The 25,018-nt window shown below is 60.8% G+C and carries 22 protein-coding genes; 13 read left to right on the forward strand and 9 right to left on the reverse strand.

Features of this window, described 5'->3' with window-relative positions; genetic code table 11:
• Nucleotide 1: 1 nt before the first annotated feature.
• From C9422_RS12445 to C9422_RS12455, 3 genes are all read right to left on the reverse strand, one after another.
• Nucleotides 2-214, reverse strand: a complete 213-nt coding sequence (locus C9422_RS12445; protein ID WP_007972820.1) for a hypothetical protein — start codon at nt 212-214, stop codon at nt 2-4.
• A gap of 244 nt (nt 215-458) precedes the next feature.
• Nucleotides 459-1,565 (reverse strand): agmatine deiminase, encoded by a 1,107-nt coding sequence (gene aguA, locus C9422_RS12450; protein ID WP_116580862.1) that lies wholly within the window; start codon nt 1,563-1,565, stop codon nt 459-461.
• A gap of 275 nt (nt 1,566-1,840) precedes the next feature.
• Nucleotides 1,841-4,753, reverse strand: a complete 2,913-nt coding sequence (locus C9422_RS12455; protein ID WP_116580863.1) for an aminotransferase — start codon at nt 4,751-4,753, stop codon at nt 1,841-1,843.
• Between the two features lie 271 nt (nt 4,754-5,024).
• Here C9422_RS12455 and rfbC point away from each other — a divergent pair, with 271 nt between their 5' ends.
• The 4 genes from rfbC to C9422_RS12475 all read left to right on the forward strand — a co-directional run bounded on the left by rfbC (nt 5,025) and on the right by C9422_RS12475 (nt 9,359).
• Nucleotides 5,025-5,570: a dTDP-4-dehydrorhamnose 3,5-epimerase gene (gene rfbC / locus C9422_RS12460; protein WP_116580864.1), complete on the forward strand. Its 546-nt coding sequence runs from the start codon at nt 5,025-5,027 to the stop codon at nt 5,568-5,570.
• A gap of 93 nt (nt 5,571-5,663) precedes the next feature.
• Nucleotides 5,664-7,472 (forward strand): ATP-binding protein, encoded by a 1,809-nt coding sequence (locus tag C9422_RS12465; protein ID WP_116580884.1) that lies wholly within the window; start codon nt 5,664-5,666, stop codon nt 7,470-7,472.
• Nucleotides 7,469-8,863 carry a sigma-54 dependent transcriptional regulator gene (locus C9422_RS12470; protein WP_116580865.1) on the forward strand — a complete coding sequence of 465 codons (1,395 nt, stop codon included), beginning with the start codon at nt 7,469-7,471 and terminating at the stop codon, nt 8,861-8,863. Before C9422_RS12465 ends, C9422_RS12470 begins: the two co-directional genes overlap by 4 nt.
• Before the next feature lie 40 nt (nt 8,864-8,903).
• Complete coding sequence (locus C9422_RS12475) at nt 8,904-9,359, forward strand: YiiD C-terminal domain-containing protein (protein WP_095964528.1); 456 nt, start codon at nt 8,904-8,906, stop codon at nt 9,357-9,359.
• Nucleotides 9,360-9,491: 132 nt separating this feature from the next.
• On the opposite strand, the gene cysQ is transcribed toward C9422_RS12475, so the two are convergent.
• Nucleotides 9,492-10,319, reverse strand: a complete 828-nt coding sequence (cysQ, locus tag C9422_RS12480; protein WP_116580866.1) for a 3'(2'),5'-bisphosphate nucleotidase CysQ — start codon at nt 10,317-10,319, stop codon at nt 9,492-9,494.
• On the reverse strand, nt 10,316-10,882 hold the full coding sequence (gene nudE / locus C9422_RS12485) for an ADP compounds hydrolase NudE (RefSeq protein WP_007972833.1): 567 nt from the start codon (nt 10,880-10,882) through the stop codon (nt 10,316-10,318). The genes cysQ and nudE overlap by 4 nt, the downstream gene beginning before the upstream one ends.
• Before the next feature lie 88 nt (nt 10,883-10,970).
• On the opposite strand from nudE, the gene yrfG reads away from it, so the two are divergent.
• Entirely contained in the window at nt 10,971-11,633 is a 663-nt protein-coding gene (gene yrfG, locus C9422_RS12490; RefSeq protein WP_116580867.1) for a GMP/IMP nucleotidase, read from the forward strand.
• A 111-nt stretch (nt 11,634-11,744) separates the two neighbouring features.
• On the opposite strand, the gene lysM is transcribed toward yrfG, so the two are convergent.
• Complete coding sequence (lysM, locus tag C9422_RS12495; RefSeq protein WP_007972838.1) at nt 11,745-12,185, reverse strand: peptidoglycan-binding protein LysM; 441 nt, start codon at nt 12,183-12,185, stop codon at nt 11,745-11,747.
• 128 nt (nt 12,186-12,313) lie between these two features.
• Between lysM and C9422_RS12500 the strand changes: the two genes are divergently transcribed.
• From C9422_RS12500 to C9422_RS12515, 4 genes are all read left to right on the forward strand, one after another.
• Nucleotides 12,314-13,201 (forward strand): LysR family transcriptional regulator, encoded by an 888-nt coding sequence (locus tag C9422_RS12500; RefSeq protein ID WP_116580868.1) that lies wholly within the window; start codon nt 12,314-12,316, stop codon nt 13,199-13,201.
• A 92-nt stretch (nt 13,202-13,293) separates the two neighbouring features.
• Nucleotides 13,294-14,148, forward strand: coding sequence for a formate dehydrogenase accessory sulfurtransferase FdhD (fdhD, locus tag C9422_RS12505; RefSeq protein ID WP_116580869.1), 855 nt, complete (start codon nt 13,294-13,296; stop codon nt 14,146-14,148).
• The gene (locus C9422_RS12510; protein ID WP_116580870.1) at nt 14,145-16,493 is read left to right on the forward strand and encodes an FdhF/YdeP family oxidoreductase; all 2,349 of its coding nucleotides are present in this window, start codon (nt 14,145-14,147) and stop codon (nt 16,491-16,493) included. Before fdhD ends, C9422_RS12510 begins: the two co-directional genes overlap by 4 nt.
• A 369-nt stretch (nt 16,494-16,862) precedes the next feature.
• Entirely contained in the window at nt 16,863-17,354 is a 492-nt protein-coding gene (locus C9422_RS12515; RefSeq protein ID WP_116580871.1) for a glycine zipper domain-containing protein, read from the forward strand.
• A gap of 65 nt (nt 17,355-17,419) precedes the next feature.
• Here C9422_RS12515 and C9422_RS12520 read toward each other — a convergent pair whose 3' ends face one another.
• The 3 genes from C9422_RS12520 to C9422_RS12530 form a co-directional block, all read right to left on the reverse strand.
• Entirely contained in the window at nt 17,420-17,842 is a 423-nt protein-coding gene (locus C9422_RS12520; protein ID WP_116580872.1) for a thioesterase family protein, read from the reverse strand.
• Nucleotides 17,843-18,018: 176 nt separating this feature from the next.
• Nucleotides 18,019-19,245, reverse strand: a complete 1,227-nt coding sequence (locus tag C9422_RS12525) for a 3-hydroxyacyl-CoA dehydrogenase (RefSeq protein ID WP_116580873.1) — start codon at nt 19,243-19,245, stop codon at nt 18,019-18,021.
• A 244-nt stretch (nt 19,246-19,489) separates the two neighbouring features.
• Nucleotides 19,490-21,424: an ATP-dependent DNA helicase RecQ gene (locus C9422_RS12530; RefSeq protein ID WP_116580874.1), complete on the reverse strand. Its 1,935-nt coding sequence runs from the start codon at nt 21,422-21,424 to the stop codon at nt 19,490-19,492.
• Nucleotides 21,425-21,687: 263 nt separating this feature from the next.
• Here C9422_RS12530 and C9422_RS12535 point away from each other — a divergent pair, with 263 nt between their 5' ends.
• From C9422_RS12535 to C9422_RS12550, 4 genes are all read left to right on the forward strand, one after another.
• The gene (locus C9422_RS12535; protein ID WP_116580875.1) at nt 21,688-22,752 is read left to right on the forward strand and encodes a S8 family peptidase; all 1,065 of its coding nucleotides are present in this window, start codon (nt 21,688-21,690) and stop codon (nt 22,750-22,752) included.
• A 409-nt stretch (nt 22,753-23,161) separates the two neighbouring features.
• Nucleotides 23,162-23,500 (forward strand): hypothetical protein, encoded by a 339-nt coding sequence (locus tag C9422_RS12540; RefSeq protein WP_015093028.1) that lies wholly within the window; start codon nt 23,162-23,164, stop codon nt 23,498-23,500.
• Between the two features lie 353 nt (nt 23,501-23,853).
• On the forward strand, nt 23,854-24,153 hold the full coding sequence (locus C9422_RS12545) for a hypothetical protein (protein WP_116580876.1): 300 nt from the start codon (nt 23,854-23,856) through the stop codon (nt 24,151-24,153).
• 293 nt (nt 24,154-24,446) lie between these two features.
• Nucleotides 24,447-24,803, forward strand: a complete 357-nt coding sequence (locus C9422_RS12550) for a DUF1493 family protein (protein WP_116580877.1) — start codon at nt 24,447-24,449, stop codon at nt 24,801-24,803.
• Nucleotides 24,804-25,018 lie beyond the last annotated feature (215 nt).

Raw genomic sequence — 25,018 nt, forward strand, 5'->3', positions numbered from 1 at the left:
CTTATCCTTCCATTACATCCCACAACGCATCCAGTTCCGCCTCGCTGAATAAACCAGCAGGGTAACGCTCGATCATCGTCCGGCGCGGATCAGTTTCGCTGATCTGACGCATTCCATTGGACTTGAACCAGTGCGCCAGAATCTGGAGCGATTCGCTGTTTACGGCCAGGGGATGCAACGCCTTGTCGCTCACTACGTTCACTTCGGCGTTCATTTCAGCGCTCTCTCCCGGTTTGTGAGCGGCTAACTTATCCAAGGTTTATGACAGAACATCGAAGTCCTCCCCCTCCCCGAGTTACAACCGCAGAGATACAAGAGCTGTGCCAAGGTGTCTGAAGTGTGGCCCTGCAGATACAAAAAAGCCCGCAACCCTGAAGGGCTGCGGGCTCTGCGCATGGCGGGAAGCTGATTTACAGCTTGAGAAATTTCGCAATCAACTCAAGATGTTACAACCTCACTCACTCCTTGTGCGGCGCGGGTTGCTGCTGGGTAAGGCAGTGAATATTGCCGCCCCCCAGTAACAGTTCGCGACCAGGCACCATCACCACTTCATGCTGCGGGAACAGGTTCTGCAGGATTTCCTTTGCCGGGCCATCCTGCGGGTCATCAAAGCAGGGCGCGATGATCCCGCCGTTGACGATCAGGAAGTTCACATAGGAACCGGCCAGACGCACAGTCGGGTTACGTTCCTGAGTACCGTCCACCGGATCGACGCCGGCACATTCTTCCTCGGTCGCAAACAGCGGGCCCGGAATCGGCATTTTGTGCACCGTGAACGGGCGACCCTTGGCGTCGGTGCTGCTTTGCAGCACGTTCATCGCCGCCTGGCAGCGCGGGTAGTTCGGGTCCTGCGGATCATCGGTCCAGGCCAGCAGCACTTCACCCGGACGCACGTAGCAGCAGAAGTTATCCACATGGCCGTCGGTTTCGTCGTTGAACAAGCCATCCGGCAGCCAGATGATTTTATCCACAGCCAGGTTCGCACTCAGGACCGCTTCGATTTCTTCGCGGTTCAGGTGCGGGTTGCGATTGCGGTTGAGCAGGCATTCTTCGGTGGTGATCAGCGTGCCTTCGCCGTCGACGTGAATCGAACCGCCTTCAAGTACGAAGCCTTCGGTGCGGTAACGCGGGCTGCGTTCGATTTCGAGGATCTTGCCGCCGACCTGCGAGTCACGGTTCCACGGCGAATACAGGCCGCCGTCAAAACCGCCCCAGGCATTGAAGTCCCAGTTCACGCCACGGACTTCGCCACTGTTATTGATGACGAAAGTCGGGCCCGAGTCGCGAACCCAGGCGTCGTCACTGGACATTTCCACGACGCGAATATTCGGCACGTCCAGACGGGCACGGGCGTTTTCGTACTGGCCGGCGGAGACCGCCACGGTGACCGGCTCGAAACGGGCGATGGCCTTGGCCACGGCCACGTGGGCGGCTTGTGCCGGCTTGCCACCCAGGCGCCAGTTGTCCGGGCGCTCGGGCCAGATCATCCAGGTCTGGGTTTGGGGTGCCCATTCGGCTGGCATGTAGAAGCCGTCGGCGCGAGGGGTGCTGTTCAACGTGGTCATGACTCAGGACTCCGGAGTGGCGTTGATGCCTGACAGAAAAGAAAGCGCATGGGTACACGCCGTGGACTGGTCACTTTATATCCGATAAATATCGGCTTTTAAAGCACCGTCAATCCAAAGTTACAAAAATAACCGACAGAAAGCCGATATCAATCGAACTAGCATAAGCCTCCCTGTGGGAGCGAGCTTGCTCGCGATGAGGCCATTCCAGTCACAGACTTTTCGACTGAAAGACCGCTATCGCGAGCAAGCTCGCTCCCACAGGGGGATTGTGTTTACAAGCCTTCCGCCAGCACCTTCGACAGCATGTCCACGAAGAAATCCACGCTCTGGCGCGAAGTGACCATCGGCGGCTTGATCTTGAGGATGTTCAGGTAATCGCCGGTCGGCTGCATGAAGATCCCCAGCTCACGCAAGCGATCACACAGCGCGGTGGTTTCCTCGGTGGCCGGCTCCAGGGTTTCGCGGTTGCGGATCAACTCGACGCCCAGGTAGAACCCGGAACCGTGCACCGCGCCCACTAACGGATGAATATCGATCAAGGCTTCGAGGCGTTGCTTGAAGTGGCCACCAACGACCTGGGCGTTCTCCCAGAGTTTTTCCTCTTCCATCACATCCAGAACGGCCATGCCGACCTGGCAACTGACCGGGCTGCCACCGGCGGAGGAGAAGAAGTAACCCTCGGCCTCCAGCGCCTCGGCGATTTCCCGGCGGGTGATGACCGCGCCCAGTGGCTGGCCGTTGCCCATGCCTTTGGCCATGGTGATGATATCCGGCACCACGCCTTGCTCTTCGAAGCCCCAGAAGAAATCGCCCATGCGTCCGTAGCCGACCTGCACTTCGTCGGCGATGCACACGCCGCCCTGGGCCCGGACCATGCCATAGACTTGTTGCAAATAGCCGGGCGGCAGCGAGATACCACCGGCATTGCCATACACCGGTTCGCAGATGAAGCCCGCCAGTTGGCGTTTCTGCTCGGCGATTTTCGCCAGGTTGTGCTCGACGCTGCGCACATAATCCGGCGCACTGTCGGGGCCGCGGAACTCACCGCGATAGGTGTTTGGCGCGGTCACCGGGTGTACCCAGTCCGGGCGGCTGCTCAAGGCCTTGGGGTTGTCGGCGATCGAGGTCGAGACCGAGTCGGCACCCACCGTCCAGCCGTGATAGGCCTCCAGCACGCTGAGCATGTCGCGGCCGCCGCTGTAGGCCCACGCCAGGCGAATCGCCAGGTCGTTGGCCTCGCTGCCGCTGTTGACCAGGAACACGCGGTCCATGCCATCAGGGGACAGTTTCAGCAAGCGTTCGGAGAACTCGGCCACGGCCGCGTAGTTGAAACGCGAGTTGGTGTTGAGCAACGACCACTGGCGACTGGCGACCGCCGCCATGCGCGGATGACCGTGGCCCAATACCGCGACGTTGTTGAGCATGTCGAGGTAGGAGCGCCCCTGCATGTCGATCAAATGGTTGCGCCAGCCACGCTCGATGCGCGGCGGGTCGACGTAATAATGTTTTTGCGTACGGGCGAAACTGGCGTCACGCCGGGCCAGCAAGGTCGCACCGTCGAGCTCTGCTTCGGCATCACAGGCCAGCCCCAGCAATGCCGCAGGAGATGGGCACAGTGCCTGCCAGGCAGCAGCGCGCGATGGCGTGCAGAACAACGGCGCATCGATCGACGCGCCACGGCTCAACTGCACGATCAACGGCCCGCTGACCGAACCCAGCACCTGGCCTTTGACCAGCGCCGCGCCACTGTGCAGCGACGGCATGACACCCCAAAGCCGCACACTCAATTGCGGGCCGTCCAGTTGCAGCACGCCCGCCGACGGATGGTGCACCACACCGGCAAACGGTGCTTCGACCGTCGTGCCCTGAGGTACACGCAGTTCAACGTGCAAGGGGCAAGTGTCCGGCTCAGTGGCACTGTCCGGGCGGGTGTGGGACAGGCGATATTGTCCATAGCGACTGGCCGCCAGGCCATGAGCCGCAGCCGCTTCATCCAGCAGGCGCTGATCGACACCCTCCTGCTCCCAGTTCCCGGCCTCGAAATGCGGGCTGAGCACCCCCAGGTCGATCAAGGCGAACTCACGCCCCACCAGGCTTGGCAACAGCGGTGCAAAGCCTTCACTGCCGATGGTGGGCAGGTTCTGCCCGACGGCAGTGAGGATCGCCGCTTCCATCAATGCCAGCGGCACCGACGTGGCCACCCGGAAGATTTCCCATTCATGGACCAGGTTATCGCGACTGTAGGCATTGCCCGGATCGATGCTGACCTGCTGTTCGCCACTGAGCACCAGCACCGCCGCACGAGCGACGATCAGCGGCCACAGCGCCAGCAGCTCTTCGTGTTGCAAGGGGTTGACCGCGTGGTAAGCCTGGATTGCCGGCAAAATGCAGAACGGATCGCCCTCGCCATGATGCAGCAGCGCGGCGCAGGTGACCGACAGATCGGTAATGCGCCAGGTACGCACCAGGTCACCGAAATCGATCACGCCTTGCAGTTGCCAATGGCGTTGCGCATCGCGCTGCCACACCACGTTGTCGTCGGTGATGTCCATATGAATGGCCTGCACCGGCAGCTTGGCTTCCAGCGGCTGCAAATGCCGCTCGGCTTGTGCCGACGCGTCGACGATGAGTTTGCGCTGGGCTTCATCCTTGATCACCGGCAGCAAGTGCGCGATCAGGGCGTGAGCGTGGCGGGCGTCCCATTGCAGGGTTCGCACCAGGCCAGGATGGTCGAAATCCGCCAGGGCCAGGTCCATTTCACCGCACAGGCGACCAAAGCCGGACACCACCGTCGGGTTGAAATGGCCAAGGCTCGTCAGCGGCTGGCCTTCGATGTAGTCGAGCAGGCGAACGTGCACTGCCTGGCCGCCCACGTCCAGAGACAGCAGGTCTGCACCGTTTTTCGCCGCGATAACACGCGGTACATGGACATCGGGGTGCGCGCCCAGGTGCTTGAGCCCGGCATGCTGTGCCTGAAGCTCAACGACCGAGTAGTCGCCACGGCAGATTTTCAGGACGAAACGTCCCCGCTCGCTGTCGACGCGGTAGTTCAGGTCTTGCTGGCTGCCGAGGGGCTGCAGTCTGCCGCTGAACCCGTAATGTTCTTCCAGCAGCTCTAGCGCTTGCTCCGCAGACACCTGCGGGCTGGGCAAACTGGCGCGATGAATCAACGTGGCGAGCGGCATACAACAACCCCTGAAATTTTATTAGGCGCCTATATCGCCACTGCTTCGGGCGATACGCAACCCCCCGCAAGCCGGTATGAGGGCAATTGTGGGAGCGGGCTTGCTCCGGGCGGCGTTCCGACGAAGGCGGGGTGACAGGCAGCCTGAATGTGACTGACACGCCCTCTTCGCGAGCAAGCCCGCTCCCACAGGTTTTGGTTCTGGCACTCGCCTCGAATCGCACTTTGCGCAAGAATGGCGGCCATTAAACGCATGCAACTGGAGAGCCTCCATGAACGTAGTGACCACCGACCTGCCCGGTGTTCTGATCCTCGAACCCAAGGTCTTTGGTGACGAGCGTGGTTTCTTCTACGAGAGTTTCAACGCCAGGGCCTTCAAAGAGGCCACCGGGCTGGACACCGAATTCGTTCAAGACAATCACTCCCGTTCGCAGAAGGGTGTGCTGCGCGGTTTGCATTACCAACTGGAAAATACCCAGGGAAAACTGGTTCGCGTCACGGTCGGCGAAGTGCTGGACGTCGCCGTGGACATCCGTCGCAGCTCGCCGTACTTCGGCAAATGGGTCGCCGTGCGGCTGTCCGCCGCCAATCATCGGCAGCTCTGGGTCCCGGAAGGTTTTGCCCACGGGTTCGTCGTACTGAGCGAATTTGCCGAGTTCCTGTACAAAACCACCGACTACTACACGCCATCGGCCGAACGCAGCATTCGCTGGGACGACCCGGACCTGGCCATCGACTGGCAACTCGAAGGCACGCCGCAACTGTCGGCCAAAGATCAGGCCGGCGTGTTTTTCAAGGACGCCGACGTCTTTGCCTGAAAGGCCGGCGCAAGCTCGACTCACAAGATGCCGCTGACCCAAGGTGGGCAAGCCTAGGCATAATGCGCCTGTACCCACAGGCGCATGCTGCTCATGAAACCGACTCTTCCCCCCAGACCCCGTTGGCGCAGCCTGGCTCTGCTGGCACTGTGCCTGGCGCCGTTGCTGTGGCCGCTGGAGCACCTGGCCGAGCGCTATTACCGCAGCGAACTGGCCAGTCAGAATCGGCAGACCCTCGACCTCTATGTCGCCAACCTGCTGGGCACCCTGCACCGCTATGAAGTGTTGCCGCAAATACTGGGTGACCTGCCGGCCCTGCGCGCCGTTGTCGGTGCACCGGACGATGGCGTCACCCAGGGCAATGCCAACCGCCTGCTGAAAAACATCGCCACCCAGACCGGTGCCGAAGTCATGTACCTGATGGACGCCACGGGCAAGACGCTGGCCGCCTCCAACTGGGACAAGCACGACAGTTTCGTCGGGCGCAATTTTTCCTTCCGGCCGTATTTCAGCGAAGCCATGGCCGGGCGGCTCGGGCGCTTCTTTGGTTTGGGCACCACCTCTGCCAAGCGCGGCTACTTCTTCGCCGCCGGCGTGCGCGACGGCGAAAAAATCGTCGGTGTGCTGGTGGTCAAGGTCGACCTTGACCACACCGAAAGCCTGTGGGGCAAAACCCCGGAACAACTGCTGCTGACCGACCACAATGGCGTGGTCATTCTCACCTCGCGACCAGAGTGGCGATTCCGCTCGACCCGTCCGTTGAGCGAGGAAGAAAGCAAGGCCATCACCGCGATCCAGCCCTATCCAACCCGCGAGCCCAAACCGCTGGAGCTCAACCCCAATGCCTGGCTGACCCAGACCCAGCAGATCGCCGAAACCGGCTGGAATGTCAGCATCCTCGCCCCGCGCACCCTGATCGACCGCCCGGTGCGCACGGTGGTGGCCATCGGCGGTGCAACGCTGCTGGTGTTGATGCTGTTGCTTGGCCTGATGATGCAGCGCCGCCGCCATTACCTGGAACGCATTGCTTTCGAAGCCAAGGCCCGCCGCGAACTGGAAGGCCGGGTCGCCGAGCGCACCAGCGATCTCGAAGGCCTGAACCGACGCCTCAAACAGGAAGTGCTGGAGCGCGAGCAGGCTCAGCAGGAGCTGGTCCGCGCCCAGGACGATCTGGTGCAGGCCGGCAAACTGTCGGCACTGGGCACCATGTCCGCGAGCATCAGCCATGAACTCAATCAGCCGCTGGCAGCCATTCGCAGTTATGCGGAAAACGCCGAGATATTGCTCGACCACCAGCGCACCGACGACGCCCGCGGCAATCTCAAGCTGATCAGCGAACTGACCGGTCGCATGGCCTCGATCATCGCCCACCTGCGCGCCTTTGCCCGGCGCGACCGGCATGCCCCGGAAAGCGTGGCCCTGCAACCGGCGCTGGATGATGCCCTGGCCTTGTTGGCCAAGCGCCGACGCAGCATGGACGTCGAGCTGATCCGTGATCTGCCTGCCGCCACCCTGTGGGTCGAGGCCGGGGAAACCCGCCTGCGCCAGGTACTCGGCAACCTGCTGGCCAACGCCCTGGATGCCCTGACGGAAAAAGGCCCGCCACGTAAACTCTGGCTGAGTGCCCAATCCACGGCCGATGGCGTCAACCTGTACATTCGCGACAACGGCCCGGGCTTTTGCATGGAGGCCCTCGGGCGCGCCAGCGAGCCGTTCTACACCACCAAGACCCGAACCCAGGGCCTGGGCTTGGGGCTGGCGATTTGTGAAACGCTGATGCGCGCCTTCGGTGGTGAACTGTCGTTCGCCAACCACAAGGAAGGCGGCGCCCTGATTACCCTGAAGCTGCGCGCAGGCGCACCAGGCGTGAGCCTGCAACCTTCCGAGGACCGAAGTGCATGACCATCGACAACCGCATTCAGGTCGTGTTGATCGACGACGATCCCCACTTGCGCCAGGCCTTGAGTCAGACGCTGGATCTGGCTGGCCTGAAGATCCTGCCGTTGGCCGAAGCCAAGGGCCTGGCCGCGCAACTGGAGCGCGACTGGCCGGGTGTGGTGGTCAGCGACATCCGCATGCCCGGCATGGACGGTCTGGAACTGCTGACCGAACTGCACGCCCAGGACCCTGAATTGCCGGTACTGCTGATCACCGGCCACGGCGATGTGCCGCTGGCGGTGCAGGCCATGCGCGCCGGGGCCTATGACTTTCTCGAGAAGCCGTTCGCCAGCGACGCCCTGCTCGACAGCGTGCGCCGCGCGTTGGCCCTGCGCCGCTTGGTGCTGGACAACCGCAGCCTGCGGTTGGCCTTGAGCGACCGCAATGAGCTGAGCGCCCGCCTGGTGGGCCACTCACCTTCGATGTTGCGCCTGCGCGAGCAGATTGGCGCCTTGGCCGCGACCAGGGCCGACGTGTTGATCCTCGGCGAAACCGGCGCCGGCAAAGAAGTCGTGGCCCGGGCACTGCACGATCTATCGGGCCGTCGCAACGGTCCGTTCGTGGCGATCAATGCCGGTGCCCTGGCCGAATCAGTGGTCGAAAGCGAGCTGTTCGGCCACGAACCCGGCGCCTTCACCGGCGCGCAGAAACGCCGCATCGGCAAGTTCGAATTCGCCAATGGCGGCACCTTGTTCCTCGATGAAATCGAAAGCATGAGCCTGGATGTGCAGGTCAAATTGCTGCGCTTGCTGCAGGAGCGCGTGGTCGAACGCCTGGGCGGCAATCAACTGATCCCGCTGGACATCCGCATCATCGCCGCGACCAAGGAAGACCTGCGCCAGGCAGCGGACCAAGGGCGCTTCCGTGCCGACTTGTATTACCGCCTGAACGTCGCACCGCTGCGGATTCCACCCCTGCGCGAACGGGGCGAAGACGCGCTGATGCTGTTCCAGCATTTCGCCGATGAAGCCAGTGCCCGCCACGGTTTACCGCCCCATGAACTGCAACCGGGACAACGTGCTTTGCTGTTGCGCCACACCTGGCCTGGCAACGTGCGCGAACTGCAAAATGCGGCCGAGCGTTTTGCCCTCGGGCTGGAACTGGCCCTCGACAACAGCACGCCGGAAGGCGGCGCTGGCAATAGCATTGAAGTGGTCAGCGGCGGTTTGAGCGAGCAAGTGGAGAACTTCGAAAAAACCCTCATCGCTGCCGAACTGGCGCGCTCGCACAGCTCCGTGCGCAGCGTCGCCGAAGCCCTCGGCATTCCGCGCAAGACCCTGCACGACAAACTGCGCAAGCACGGTTTGAGCTTCTCGGACAGTGGCGCTTCGGCCCACCCCGACGACCTCGACTGAGCTACCGTCCAATTATCCAATTCAAACAAGAGGCCCCTGAATGAGCCGCGACAGTCGACAACTGGAATCAGTCCTCCATCACGACATTCCCCTCACCCGGGACATGGGCCTCAAAGTGCTCGACTGGCATGACCAGCAACTGCGCCTGCACTTGCCGCTGGACGCCAACGTCAACCACAAGAGCACCATGTTCGGCGGCAGCCTGTATTGCGGCGCAGTCCTGGCCGGTTGGGGCTGGTTGCATCTGCGCCTCAAGGAAGAAGGCATCACGGACGGGCACATCGTGATTCAGGAAGGGCAGATCAGCTATCCGCTGCCGGTTACGGGCGATGCCAACGCCATTTGCCAGGCGCCGGATCCGGTGATCTGGAAGAAATTTCTGACCACGTTCCAGCGGTACAGCCGAGCGCGGTTGACGCTGCATACGCGGGTCGTCAATGAAGGCCGTGATGAGGATGCGGTGAGGTTTGTCGGGCAGTACGTGCTGCACCGCTGAACTTCAGATCAGTAGAAACCCTGTGGCGAGGGAGCTTGCTCCCGCTAGGCTACGCAGTAGCCTCAACAAAGCATGGGGGCCGCTTCGCGACCCGACGGGAGCAAGCTCCCTCGCCACAGAACCGTGTGAATCTCAGGAGCGGGCCAGTTCCAGCAGCTTCTCCCGCCAAGCCGCCTTCGCCGGCAGCGCCAGAAAGAACGCATTCAACAGCGACTCCCGCGCCGGATAGCTGAACGGCTCACCACTCAACTCCAGCACTTCACCGCCCGCACCTTCCAGTACGCCTTGAGCGGCCGCCGTGTCCCACTGCGAAGTCGGTGCCAGGCGCGGATAGCAATCCGCGGCCCCTTCAGCCAGCAAACAGAATTTTAGCGAACTGCCGATGTTGGTCAGTTGCAGCTCGCCAAGACTGGCGCTCAACCCGGCCAGCAAACGCTCCTGCTCCGGGCTCGAATGGCGACGGCTGGCCACCACGGTGAACGACTCGCCGGGCGCTAGCGCATCACGCACCTTGATCGCTACGGGCGTGCCACCTTTATCGCCACGCCACGCGCCGAGCCCCGCACCACCAACGTAAAAACGCCCGTTGGTCGGCATCGACACGACGCCGAACACCACCCGACCGTTTTCGATCAGGGCGATGTTGACGGTGAACTCTTCGCTGCCGCTGATGAATTCCTTGGTACCGTCCAGCGGATCGACCAGCCACCAGCGCTGCCATCCGGCCCGCACGCTTTGCGCAATGTTGGCGTCCTCTTCGGAGAGCACCGGGATGCCCGGATCCAGCGCCGTCAGCCCGGCCAGAATCAAGTGGTGGGCGGCCAGGTCGGCAGCGGTCACCGGCGAATCATCAGCCTTCGCCGTGACGGCCGTGCCTGTACGCCAGAACGGCAGGATCGCTTCGCCGGCCTGCAAAGCCAGCTCAATGACCGGAGCCATCAACGGATGCGGGAAATTCATGACTGGAACGCTCCGCGCTGAGTCAACAGGTCTCGGGCCAGGTACAGCGCCGCCAAGGCACGGCCTTCGGTAAATTGCGGGTTTTGCGCCAGCGCCGAGAGTTCACGCAGATTGACCTTGTCCACCCGCATCGGCTCGGGTTCGTCGCCTTCCAGGCGCGCTTCGTACAGGTCGGTGGCCAGCACCACCTGAATCTTCTGGCTCATGTAACCGGGGGACAGCGACAGCTCGGTCAGGTGCTCCAGCTGTCGCGCGCCGAACCCGGCCTCTTCCTTGAGTTCACGCTCGGCCGCCGCCAACACGTCTTCACCGGGCTCGATCAAACCCTTGGGCAAAGACATTTCGTATTCATCGGTGCCGCCGCAATACTCCTCGACCAGCACCGCATGCTCGGCATCGAGCATCGCCACGATCATGACCGCGCCGTACCCGGCCCCTTTGCCAACCAGGCGCTCATACGTACGCTCCACGCCATTGGAAAAGCGCAGCTTCAGCTCCTCCACGCAGAACAATCGACTGGTGGCGACAATTTCGCGGGCGAGTATGGTGGGTTTCTGGCGCATGCAAAGCTCCTTGGCGTGAACGCGCTACTATAACGCGGCTTTCCCGTTTGTTTACGCCAGAAATCTTTCTACTGCCCGAGACGTTGCCATGCCTTCATTACCCTGGTCCGACATCGATACCGTTCTGCTGGACATGGACGGCACGTTGCTGGACCTGCATTTCGACAACCACTTCTGGATGGAGCACCTGCCCCAGCGTTACGCCGAATTGCACGGGGTCAGCCGGGCCATGGCCGAGATGGAATTGCAGCCGTTGTTCGAGCGCAATGCCGGCCAGTTGCAGTGGTATTGCCTGGACTTCTGGAGTGCAGAACTGAAGCTGTCGGTGCGCGACCTGAAACTGGAAACCGCGCACCTGATCGCCCTGCGCCCGGATGCCGACACCTTTCTGGCGGCCATCAAACGGGCCGGAAAACGCGTGGTGCTGATCACCAATGCCCATCGGGATGCGCTGTCGTTGAAGCTGGAAAAAATCGAACTGGCGCCCTACTTCGAGCGCCTGATCAGTTCCCATGACTACGGTTTCCCCAAGGAAAACCCGCAGTTCTGGGATGCTCTGCAAGCCGATATCGATTTCGATCCGGCACGCAGCCTGTTCATCGACGACACCTTGCCGATCCTGCGCAGTGCGCGGGATTTTGGTGTGGCGCATTTGCTGGCAGTGCGTGAACCGGATAGTCGCAAGGGGCCGAAGGACACGGCGGAGTTTGCGGCGGTCGGGGATTATCGGGAGCTTATTAACGGCCTCTGATTTCCTGTAGGAGCTGCCGAAGGCTGCGATCTTTTGATCTTGATCTTCGTTTGATTCAATACCGCCAGGATCAAAAGATCGCAGCCTGCGGCAGCTCCTACGGGCCTCGTGTTACTCGGGAATCCGCAACGACTGACCCGGGTAGATCTTGTCCGGGTGCGACAGCATCGGTTTGTTGGCTTCGAAAATCTTGTTGTACTTGTTGGCATCGCCGTACACGCGCTTGGAAATCGCGCTGAGGGTGTCGCCCTTCACGACGGTGACAAACACCGCGGCCTTCACCACCGGCCCGGTCACGGTAATCTGATCATCTACACTGCCAACCCCGGCAATATTGCCCACCGCCAACAGAATTTTTTCCTTTTCTTCCTGGCTTGCCACCTCACCGGTCACGGTCACCTTGTCCCCATCGACCGTCGCTTGCACATTCGGGTTGCCCAGGCCGACCTTGCTGATGTGCTCCTTCAACTGCTCACTGGCATTGGCGTTGCCTGGCGTCAGCAGATCCAGCAGTTTTTCGCCTGCTTCCTTCACAAAGCTCAAAAGACTCATGGTGCACTCTCCTTGGGTTTGGGGTTCCAGACGCAAAAGCCTAGACCACGGCCGCCACTTGCGAATCCAACCCGACCAATGACCCCGCTTGCGATAGAATCCGCACCTTCCCGCGCCCAGGAGCGAAGATGGACATCAAGCAGCTGAAATTCCTCATCGCGCTCGACGAAACCCGCCATTTCGGCCAGGCCGCCGCACGCTGCCACATCACCCAGCCGACCCTGTCCATGCGCCTGCGCAGCCTCGAAGAAGAACTCGACCTGCCGCTGGTCAATCGCGGCCAGCGCTTCGAAGGCTTCACCGCGCCGGGCGAGCGGGTGCTGGCCTGGGCGCGCACGGTGTTGGCGGCCTATGACGGCTTGTATGCCGAGGCCGCCGCCTGTCGCGGCAATCTGGTCGGCACGTTGCGCCTGGGCATGGTGCCGTTGTCGAGCTTCGACCCGCTGCCGCTGCTGCAACGCCTGCACGCCGAACACCCGAACCTGCGCTTCGAGCTTTCAGCGTTGAGTTCGGAACAGATCCTCGAACAACTGGCGAACAATCGCCTGGATCTCGGTGTTTCCTATCTGGAACGCCTGGACGCCGAACATTTCGACTCCCTGGCCTTCAGCGAAACCCGCATGGGCCTGCTCTACGACCAACGCTTCTTCACCTTTGGCGAGGCGCCGCTGAGCTGGGAATCATTGATCGAGCTGCCACTGGGCATGCTCACCAGCGGCATGCACTTTCGCCAGTCCATCGACCATAACTTCCATAGCCGCGGCCTCACCCCGCAACCCTTGCTGCAGACCGACGCCGTCCATCAACTGCTTCAAGCCGTGCACGGCGGCCTGTGTTGCGCCGTGATGCCCTTGGACGGCGGCCTCGAAGGGCTGACCGAGCACTTGCGCCTGCAACCGATCGAGAACGCCCAGACCCTTGGCCGCCTGGGGCTGATCATGCGTCGCAGCGCGCCACGTTCAGCCCTGGCGGAAGCCTGTTTCGCGATCTATCAGCAATCACTGGCGAGCGCTTGATCGACGGCATCTATCGGTAGATCAGTATTAGCGATTAGACGCGACAGTTTGCCGCGCCTAGTCTTAAAGCTGATCAAACCGTGGGTGATGCCATGAACACCAAGCGCCCTGCCTGCGCGGCGCCTGCCCTCGAAACGCCCGCGCCCGCCGCCAGCCAGACCTACAGCTACAGCAACTTCCGCCCCACCGAAACGGAAAGCGTCGAATCGGACAGCACCGCGCTGGCCGAGGAAGTCGCGTTGGCAATTGCCTATAACGGCATCAGCCAGGCGGTCATGCTGGTAACGCCGACGGATCTGGAAGACTTCATTGTCGGCTTCAGCCTGGGCAGCGGCATCATCCAGGACGCCACGGACATCTACGACCTGCAACTGACCGGCTCGGGCTCGGCGCAATACGCGCAAGTGACCATCGCCAATCGCGCCTTCTGGAACCTCAAGCAGCAGCGTCGGCAACTGGCCGGCACCAGCGGTTGCGGGCTGTGCGGCGTGGAAGCGGTCGAGCAGGCCTTGCCGGACCTTCAGGTATTGCCCGGCGCCCCGCTGCCACCCGTTGAATGGCTCGATGGCCTGCGCCAGCGCATCGGCGCCTTCCAGCCGTTGGGCCAGCATTGCGGTGCGGTGCACGCAGCGGTGTTCATGAACGATCAGGGCGAGTTGCTGATGGGCCGCGAAGACATAGGCCGACACAACGCCCTCGACAAGCTGATCGGCGCCCTTGTCCGCCAGAACATCCCGACCGCCGGCGGGCTGGCGATTGTCACCAGCCGCTGCAGTCTCGAATTGATCCAGAAAGTCCTGCGCGCCGGCATCCAGACCCTGGTCAGCCTGTCGTCGCCCACGGGCCTTGCCGTGCAATGGGCTCGGCGCCACAACCTCAACCTCATCCATTTGCCACAGAAGAATGCGCCGCGGGTGTACAGCCCAACGTTGGAGAATCAAGCGTGAGTCAACACCGTCAAGCCGACCAGACCCCCGTCCCTCGCTACAAGCCCTACAAAGGTCCTGCCGGTGGCTGGGGTGCTCTGATCAGTGTGGCCCAGGCCTGGCTGACCAGCGACAACGCACTGAAAAACCTGCGCATCATGCTCAAGACCAACCAGAACGGCGGCTTCGACTGCCCGGGTTGCGCCTGGGGCGATTCTCCGGAAAAGGGCATGGTGATGTTCTGCGAGAACGGCGCCAAGGCAGTGAACTGGGAAGCGACCAAGCGCCGTGTCGACGCCAAATTCTTCGCCAGACACAGCGTCACTGCATTGCTGGAGCAGAGCGACTACTGGCTCGAATACCAGGGTCGCCTGACCGAGCCGATGAGCTACGACGCCGAAACGGACCGCTATAAACCGATCAGTTGGGACGACGCCTTCGCGCTGATCGCCAAACACCTGAACGGCTTGTCGAGCCCGGACCAGGCCGAGTTCTACACCTCGGGCCGTGCCAGCAACGAAGCGGCCTATTTGTACCAGCTGTTCGTGCGCGCCTACGGCACCAACAACTTCCCTGACTGTTCGAACATGTGCCATGAGGCCAGCGGTGTGGCGCTGTCGCAAAGTGTCGGCGTCGGCAAAGGCACCGTGACGTTCGACGACTTCGAACACGCCGATGCGATTTTCGTCTGGGGCCAAAACCCCGGCACCAACCACCCACGCATGCTCGAACCGCTGCGTGAAGCGGTGAAACGCGGTGCGCAAGTGGTGTGCATCAACCCGCTCAAGGAACGCGGCCTGGAACGTTTCCAGCACCCGCAGCACCCGATCGAAATGCTCACCAACGGCGACAAGCCGACCAACACCGCGTTCTTCCGCCCGGCCCTGGGTGGTGACATGGCGATCATGCGCGGCATGGCGAAATTTCTCTTGCTGTGGGAACGCGACGCACAGAAAACCGGTGCACCCGCGGTGTTCGACCATGCCTTCCTCAATGAGCACAGCGCCAATGTGCTGGAGTACCTGGCGGTCATCGACGACACCCCGTGGGAGCAGATCGTCGAGCAGTCCGGCCTGACCCTGGTCGAGATCGAGCAGGCGGCGCGCATGTACGCCAAGGGCAAGAACGTCATCATGTGCTGGGCCATGGGTATCACCCAGCATCGCCATTCGGTGGCGACCATCCAGGAGATCGCCAACCTGATGCTGCTGCGCGGCAACGTTGGCCGCCCGGGCGCCGGCCTGTGCCCGGTGCGGGGTCACAGCAACGTGCAGGGCGACCGGACCATGGGCATCAACGAACGTCCGCCGGCAGCCTTTCTCGATGCCCTGGAGCGCCGCTTCCAGTTCAAGGTGCCACGCCACAACGGCCACAACGTGGTCGAGGCGATTCATGCCATGGCCGAAGGCCGGGCGAAAGTCTTCATCGGCCTGGGCGGCAACTTCGCCCAGGCCACGCCAGACAGCCCGCGCACGTTCCAGGCGTTGCAAAGCTGTGATCTGACCGTGCAGATCAGCACCAAGCTCAACCGCAGCCATTTGACCCATGGCAAGGACGCGTTGATCCTGCCGTGCCTGGGCCGCACCGACATCGATATCCAGAACGAAGGCCCACAAGCGATCACCGTCGAAGACTCGTTCAGTATGGTCCACGCCTCCAATGGCCAGTTGCAGCCGCTGTCAAACCAGATGCGCTCGGAACCGGCGATCCTGGCCGGCATCGCTGCCGCGACCCTGGGCAGCCACCCGGTGGACTGGAACTGGCTGGTGGCCGACTACAGCCGCATCCGCGACCTCATTGCCGAGACCATTCCCGGTTTCACAGACTTCAACGAGAAGGTCAAGAATCCCGGCGGTTTCTACCTGGGCAACAGTGCTGGCGCACGCAAGTGGAACACCGCCTCGGGCCGGGCCAATTTCCGCCCGAACGCACTGCCCAAAGACTTGGTGCACGAACGCACCCGCGCCACCGGTGTGCTGCCGGACCTGATCATGCAATCGATGCGCTCCCACGATCAGTACAACACCACGATCTACGGCCTGAATGACCGCTATCGCGGGGTGAAGGGACAACGCGACGTGTTGTTCGTCAACGAGGCCGACATCATTCGCCTGGGCTTCAAACCGGGGCAGAAGGCTGACATCGTTTCGCTCTGGGACGATGGTGTCGAACGTCGGGTGAAAGGCTTCACACTGCTGGCATTCGACATCCCGGCCGGGCAAGCGGCGGCGTACTACCCGGAAGTGAATCCGCTGGTGCCGCTGGAAAGCACCGGCGATGGCAGCCATACCCCGACATCGAAGTTCGTGGCAATCCGGTTGGAAGCGGCGAGCGAGACCGGGTTGATCATGGCCAGGTCTGCTTAACGCTTCGCCTGAACCGGCCTCTTCGCGAGCAAGCCCGCTCCCATATTGGATCTTCAGCGAACACAAATTTTGTGAACGGCAGAGATTCAATGTGGGAGCGGGCTTGCTCCGGGCGGCGTTCCGACGAATACGGTAGATCAAACAACAAACTTTCCGAATTCTGCACTTTCCTTTCACCCACAAAAAAGGCCGTTCTCTCATGAAAACGGCCTTTGCGAAGTAGTAAAAGACCGGCAAAAAAACGTTAAGTTCCGCCCAAAAAACAGTAACTTGCAATATTGTATACATGTCGTGTTATTCGTCGGATTTCGATTGTCACGCCCATTCCAGAGCCTCAGGATCGCGCCGTCATCCCCTTGAGGTTCCTCCATGAAGTTCTCCTCGATTCTCTTGTTGTCCCTTGGCCTGGTCAGCGGTTTCGCGTCTGCTGGCGGCACCACCGAAGCCGGTGTAGGCGGCGCATTGGGCGGGGTTCTAGGCTCGGTCGTCGGTCAGTCGTTAGGCGGCAGCACAGGTTCCACCATCGGCGCGGCCCTGGGTGGCGCGGGTGGTAGTGCCGTTGGCGCAAACAAACACAGCCGTGGCGAAGCGGCCATTGGCGGTGCGTTGGGTGCAGCGGGCGGTAACGTGGTCGGCCGCAGCGTGGGCGGCACCACTGGCAGCCTGATCGGCGCCGCAGCAGGCGGCGGTGCCGGTGGCGCGCTGGGTAACTACATGGGCAAAGAGTACGATAATGATGACGACGACGATCGTCGTTCGTATCGCGGCCATGGTGATCGTCGCTACTACCGTGATGGCCATCCAGGTCGCGGTCATGCCTATGGCCATCGCAAGCACCACCACAAGTACTACCGCGACTAAGGCCTTGAGCGCCTCGCTGATCAGTACAATAAAAATCGCAGCCCAAGGGCTGCGATTTTTTTGCCTTACTGAACCACCAGACGCTCCAGCGCCCCGCGTAACCCGACAGGAATCGCCACGGGTTGATTCGACGCACGATCGACAAACACATGCACGAAGCGCCCTGCCGCACAGGCTTCATCCTCGCCTTGCTTGAACACGGCCAGTTCATACTGCACCGAACTGTTGCCCAACTTGCCCACACGTAGACCGATCTCGATACGGTCCGGGAACGCGATGGAGGCAAAGTAATCACAGGAGGAGCTCACCACGAACCCCACCACCTCGCCATCATGGATATCCAGGCCGCCGACTTCGATCAGGTAAGTGTTCACCGCTGTATCGAAGAAGCTGTAATAGGTGACGTTGTTGACGTGACCGTAGGCGTCGTTGTCGTGCCAGCGGGTGGTGATGGGCTGGAAGTGGGGGTAGTCGGTGCGTTGGGGCATTGGCTTTGCATCCTGGAATGGGTTCACCAAGTCTAAGGTGAAAACCGCGTTATCGTTCTTCGCGAGCAAGCCCGCTCCCACACTGGATATCGGTCGTACACACAATCTGTGCTCGCTGAAGATCAAATGTGGGAGCGGGCTTGCTCGCGAAGGCGCCCTGACGGGTGCCACATCCGTCACTTGTCAGCGAAACCCTTACCAACCACCGTCAGCTCTCCAATCAACCGCGCCGGGTTCCAGTGATCGCCCTGACGCGTCTCAAGGTCAATCAGACGCCGATGGATATCCGCCAGCCCTTGCTGATCAGCCCAGGCCATAGGCCCGCCCTTGTCCGCCGGGAAACCGTAACCATTGAGGTAGACCAGATCGATATCCCGAGCCGATCCGGCAATGCCTTCCTGCAGGATCTTCGCGCCTTCGTTGACCAGTGCCAGCAAGCAGCGCTCGAGAATCTCCTCCGGGCCGATCTCGCGACGCTGAAACCCCAGTTCTTCACTGACTTGAAGCACCAGTGCATCGACCTGCGGATCGTGCTCGGCCTGCCGGCTGCCCGGTTCATAATGGTAAAAACCGTTGCCACTCTTTTGGCCGAAACGTTCCATCTCGCACAGTCGGTTATCCACCTGAACTTCAGGCGCGTCCTGCCCGACACCGGCCAGTTGCCGCGCGCGCCACTGCAGGTCAACGCCCACCACGTCGAACATGCGGAACGGCCCCATGGCGAAACCGAACCCTTGCAGCGCTGCGTCCACCTGGTAGGGATAAGCCCCTTCCAGCAGCATTTTTCGCGCCTCGAGCACATAAGTATTGAGCATGCGGTTGCCGATGAAACCGTCACAATTGCCTGCCACTACACTGACCTTGCCCATGCGCTGGCCCAGCGCCAGCGCCGCGTCGAGGACTGCCGGAGCAGTCTGCGCGCCACGGACGATTTCCAGCAGCTTCATGATGTGCGCCGGGCTGAAGAAATGCAGGCCCAGCACTTGCTGTGGCCGGCGTGTGGCTGCCGCGATAGCGTCGATATCCAGCGCCGAAGTATTGCTCGCCAGAATCGCCTCAGGCTTGAGCAGGCCATCGAGTTCACGGAAGATTTTCTGCTTGAGCTCAAGGTTTTCGTACACCGCTTCGATGACCAGGTCGACATCGCGGATGGCCACATAACCATCGGCCGCCGTTACCCGCGCGATACGGACGTCGGCTTCTGCCTGAACAATGCGGCCCTGACGCACACTGTGGGCATAGGTATCCGCTACGGTTGCCATGGCCTGTTCCAGCATTTGCGGATTGTTGTCGACCCACTGCACGGCCACCCCGGCGTTGGCCAGGCACATGACAATGCCACGGCCCATGGTGCCCGCGCCGATGACGGCGGCGCGCTGAATATTCGACGGTGTCTGGCTCATGTTTTGTTCTCTTGTTGGCGATCCGAAGACAGCCATCACCATAGTCAGCCACCGCGTTTTTTTGAAATTTATTCCTGTGATGAGCAACATTCAGCGGATGGATGAGCCCCTGATAACACCGCAAATCACTGTGGGAGCGAGCTTGCTCCGGGCGGCGTTCCGACGATGGCGATTTGTCAGTCACCATCACTGTTGAATGTGCCGGCCTCATCGCGAGCAAGCTCGCTCCCACAAGGGTTGTGGTTCAGCCTGCCAGATGCCGCTCGGCCCAACTGCGTACCTCGGCATACGGATAATCTTCCAGCACCGCAAATCCGGGAATCGTCCGCACCTTGAGTTTGGTGAACAGCGGCACGCTGATCCCACACAGAAACCGCGTCACGCGTTCAGCCGAAGGCACGTTGCCCCTGTGCTGCTCGTGCCTGTGGATAAAATCGCCACACAACGCCTCGAAATTTTTATCCACAAGCGCCGGCAATTCCGGTGGTGCCGGTAGCCGCGCGATCTGCCCATGACACACCGAACAATGGCCACATTGCTGCGGAGCATTGTGGTCGCCGAAATACTCGGCCAGGCGATAGCCCAGGCAACGGTCGGTGGCGAACAGATCCAGCATCGCGTGAATCCGCGCGATCTCGGTGTGTTCATGCCGAGTGAAATAACGGTGCAGCTCTTCGCTCAACGCGGCGCTGTCGAAGCCGCTTTGCAGCACGCTGTAGACCTCGGTCATCTGCTTGCTTTCGAGCTCCACCCAACCCTTCTCCTGGAAGTAGTCCAGCGCCTTGACCACCCGACTGCGCTCGGCCTGATGCTGCTCGTGCAACGTCTCGAAATTCACCGTGGCCCAGGTCCGGGCGCGGCTGGAGGTCTGGATGATCGCAGCGACAAAATCCCTGCGCTCGCCTTCAAAACGCGCCAACAGCGCCTCGGGCTCCTCCAGATACTTTAAGCGATACTCGGCGTAGTAGGCGTAACGCGGGGCGATCAACCCGCGCAATTCAAGTTGCACCAGCAAGGTCTTGAGCGGCAATTGTCGAATATTGCTCTGATCCGCCAACGGCCCCAGCAGAAACTCCCACTGCCCTTCGAGTGCTGCGGCCAGCATCTCGTCCAGCACGCAACGGATGCCATCGAGCTCGGGGGTGTCGCCGTAGACGAAGTTTTCCAGCACGTTGAGGCTGTCGCGGTTGGCCAACACCAGGCAGTCCGACGGCTGCCCGTCACGCCCGGCGCGACCGATTTCCTGGCTGTAGTTTTCGATGGATTTGGGCAGGTCGAAATGCACCACATTGCGGATGTCGCTTTTGTCGATGCCCATGCCGAAAGCGATGGTGGCGACGATGCAATTGGACTGCCCGCCCATGAAGCGACGCTGGATCGCTTCCCGTTGTTCATGGGGCAAGCCGGCGTGATAGGCCTCGGCTTGAATGCCGTTGCGGTTCAGGTGTTCGGCGATGTGTTCCGCCGTTTTCTGCAGGGTGACGTAGACGATGCTGGGCTGGTCCGCACGCTGGCTCATCCACTCGACGAGGCGTCGGCGCTTGTCCACTCCACGAACCGGCTCCACCAGCAAATTGAGGTTCGGGCGATAGAAACCGGTGGTCACCACATCGTCGGCGGCGATGGCGAATTTCGCCTGCATGTCGGCGATGACCCTGGGCGTCGCCGTTGCGGTCAGCAGCAGCACCTGAGGGATATTGAACTGCCGTTGATAGTCGGGAAGCTTGAGGTAGTCCGGGCGAAAGTTATGCCCCCATTCGGAAATGCAATGCGCCTCGTCCACCACCAGCAGCGAGATCGGTACTTGTTGCAGAAAATGCCGGAAGCGTTCGTTCTTCAGGCGTTCCACCGAGATCATCAGAATTTTCAGTTCGCCGGATTTTGCCCGAGCCATGACGTCGCTGGCGTCTTCGCGGCTCTGGGCCGAATCGATACTGCCCGCCGAGATGCCGTGGCGTTGCAGGAATGCCAGTTGATCCTGCATCAACGCCAGCAACGGCGAGACCACCAGCGTCAGGTGCGGCAGCAACAGCGCCGGCAATTGGTAACAAAGGGACTTGCCGGAACCGGTGGGAAATATCGCCGCCGCCGAACGCCCGGCCAACACGGCACTGACGGCCGCCTCCTGACCGGGTCGAAACTGTGGATAACCGAAAACCTGTTCCAGGGTGTTGTGCATAAGCTGTCACTCCATTGACCGCTGCGGAATCAAAAGCCTAGCCGGCGATCGCAGCGAGTCGAGAAAAGGTCGGGGGCGAAAACGATACGGGATGATACAGCGTCCCAACCCACCGATCCCTGGCCATAGGTTGAAACACAGGAGGCACTTTGCCCACTGATCTCGGCCTTCGGTCAACAGGTATGGTTTACCGCCATCAACTTCCGCCAGGTGTCCATCATGCAGGAAGCCTGAGATACGCGGATCTTTATCAAGGAACGACCATGTCCCAAAGACACTTTATTCCGCTTGCCTGCACGCTCGCACTCCCCCTTCTTTTGAACGGATGCCTGACTGTCCCGCAACAGCCTTCCCTGGACACGGCAGCATTTGAAACGCCGGAGTATCAGGCCCAAAAAGGTCTGGCGATTGTCAACGCATCAAGTCTTTATGCCCGCGGCGGCACCGGCCAGGGTGTGGCTGTCGCACTGATCGATTCGGGTCTGAACAGCAGCCTGCCGGCGTTTCGAGGAAGGCTCCGTGATCCAGGTTTTGACCATGTCGAGAATCAGGTCGGCACTTTTGATCGGGTCGGCCACGGCACCCAGATGGCCGGCATCCTCGCAGCCAACAAGGATGATCAGGGCATGCACGGCGTCGCGTTCAACGCACAGCTGATCCCCTATCGCTTCGGCGACGATAACGAACCCTTTTTCTTCGACGATGAAATCGCTCAGTCCTGGCAAGCAGGTTTCGACAAGGGCGCGCGCATTCTCAACAACTCGTGGGCCAACGCCATTCCTGCGACCGAAATCAACGAGGCGCGCTACAAGCAAGTCATGCCGCAATCACTGGTGACCGCGCGCAAACTGGTGGAGGACGGCGCCGTCTTTGTTTTCCCTACCGGCAATGAACTGAAACGAGAACCCTTGGCTGAACCCGGCTTACCTGTCGCCCTGCCCGAACTTGAAAAAGGCTGGATCGCGGTGGTTGCGTTGAAAAACGACGGCAGCGCCATCAATGCCAAATCCAACTATTGTGGCGTGGCGGCAGCCTGGTGCATTGCTGTACCGGGTGGCGACTCCGGTGCAGGGCAAGGCCTGCTGACCACCAACAAGGATGGCACCTACACCCAGACGGCTGGCACCTCGCCTGCTGCCGCGCTGGTCAGCGGAGCATTGGCGGCACTGCAAAGTCGTTACCCCGAGCTCACTGTGCAGCAAGTGCGCGAGCATCTGCTGGCGACGGCGAACCGGACTGGCCTCTATGCCAACAGTGAAGCGTACGGTAGAGGCTTGATGGATCTGGAAGCGGCCTCGCACCAAGCGCCAGAGGTCATGATCGAGTAAGTCTGTATGGGTCGCTCGGCAGCGGCGAGACAACCTCGCCAGTCTGAACCACCCACACGGCTCAGGCCCCTTGTGGGAGCGGGCTTGCTCCGGACGGCGCTCCAACGAAGAGCCAGCGCAGCCACCGCAAAACTCGAAACACCCGACATCGTCCGAGGCCCCCTCTACCGAGATTTATGGCGAAACGACTGAGAATGCTGTAGGCATTTTTACCTCTCGCCATTTCACGTTGAAAACCCACCAACAACCTGTAGTCCCCGTCCTCCAAATATGACAAAACCCTTACAAAGCCTGTCGATCTCAGCCGTCTTGTCCCCCAACGCCATACCCTCCTATAGTTTCCAGCGCGGCTGAAAACAGTGTCTCGGCCTGCCGGGAACACTTGCCGATTTCGCACAGGACGCACTCAATGAAAAACCCCGACTCACTGACAGCCCGCTACCACCCGCTCAAGACCCGCTACAGCGAAACCCCGGTGCTGGTCATCGATACCGAGGCCGACCCCTACGAGATCCTCGACGCCGCCCGACAACGCATCCGCGCCGCCAGCGACCTGCTCGAAACCCTTTATTGCACCTGCTTCAAACAGGCCGAAGCGAGCGACATCCCCAATATCGTCAGCGCCCTGTACCTGCTGACCCAGGACGGCAACGACCTGCTCGACATCGCCCGCCAGCGCTTGCCGAAACACGTTGCCAGTCCCACCACAACTCCCTGTGGGAGCGGGCTTGCTCGCGAAAAACGATAACGCGGTCCACTGTGGATAACGCCGTCAGCAACAACCTATAAAAGCTTCGGCAAGGTCCTACAAAACAAGACACCTTGTCGGCTTTCGATGACCAGTCACTCAATCCTATAGTCCAGAGTGTCGCTGCCAAATCAGCGACTCGGGCTTGGTCACCCGAATGGAACACATAAACGCGTCCGTTGTATGCTGCCGGCACTCAAGTGTCTGCACGCTTTATGGTGGCTGTGTTTGGGACGCCTTCGAGCGTGCCGGTTTTGTGTGTTCTCCCGGTTGACCAACCCGAACACAGTCCGCCTCCCATCGCTTGGTCACGATGGCGGTGGTTTCATCCAAAGCATTTGAGAATACATAAAATGAACAAATGGAACCCGTTCACCAACGAACGCTATCTCCCACTCCACACCAATCTCACCGATTCCCAGCCCCTGATCATCGATACAGAGGCCAACCCCCAAGACATCCTCGAAGCCGCCCTCCAACGCATCCGGGCCTCCAGCGAGCTGCTGCAAACCCTGCACTGCCAATGCTTCAAACACGGCGACCTCGAAGACATCCCCCACATCACCCATGCGCTCTACCTGCTGACCCAGGACGGCTGCGACCTGCTCAAAGTCGCCCAGCAACGAATGCTCAACTGGAAAGCCCCGGTCTGACGTTGCGTGAAGATCAGTTCCCATGTTCTGCATGGGAACGATCAAAACAACAAAATCTGATCCAATGGACAAAACGGATGGAAAGCCGTCATCGAGCGCAGGAAATAACCATGAGCAAATTTTTTAATGAGCTAATGGAAAGCGTGCAACAGATGAACGAGATCCTGCGGGATGAACGTCAGCCTTCCCCGCGACCTGAAAACATTGCGCCCAGGAACGATCAAGTCAGTCGCTCCTTCCTCTCGCGATCGGCAACCCATAAGATCCGCCCAAGCCCAACCGGACACCCCGCAATGAACCTCGCCCCCAACTTCCCGGACGACCACGCCATGCAACTGCTCATGCAGTTGCTGCACGAAGAAATCGGTCTGCCCGAACGCAAAACCATTAGCCTCAACACCTCGATCAACTTTGATCTGGGCTGCGAAGGCGCTGATGCCCGGCACCTGATGGAAGCACTGGAAGAACAGTTCGCCATCGACTTCGTCGACTACGATGCCTATCGCTACTTCCAGCCTGAAGGCTTTGATGTGTTTCTCAAGCGACGGGCGAAGGGGCGTGGCGACAAGGTTCCACTGACTATCGAAATGCTTTACCAAGCGATAAAAGCGCAACGTTGGGATACGCGAAAGTTGGAAGGGATCGATTGAACGCGTAAGTACCATTATTCTGGCCGTTTGAAGCCTTTTCAGCTGGAATAATGCTAGCTGCGCCTCACATCCTCCGAATCGCACCCACAAAATGTATGGTCAGCCCATCTCCTGCAACCTCTTTGGCTGTTTTCGGTAAAGCTGGCTTGCGCTAATGTATTCGGGCTCGTTGTGAGCGTTGCTGTAACAACGCTCGGCCCTCGATGAGTAGCCGC

Source organism: Pseudomonas sp. B1(2018), from assembly GCF_003097365.1.
GTDB lineage: Bacteria > Pseudomonadota > Gammaproteobacteria > Pseudomonadales > Pseudomonadaceae > Aquipseudomonas > Aquipseudomonas laurylsulfatiphila.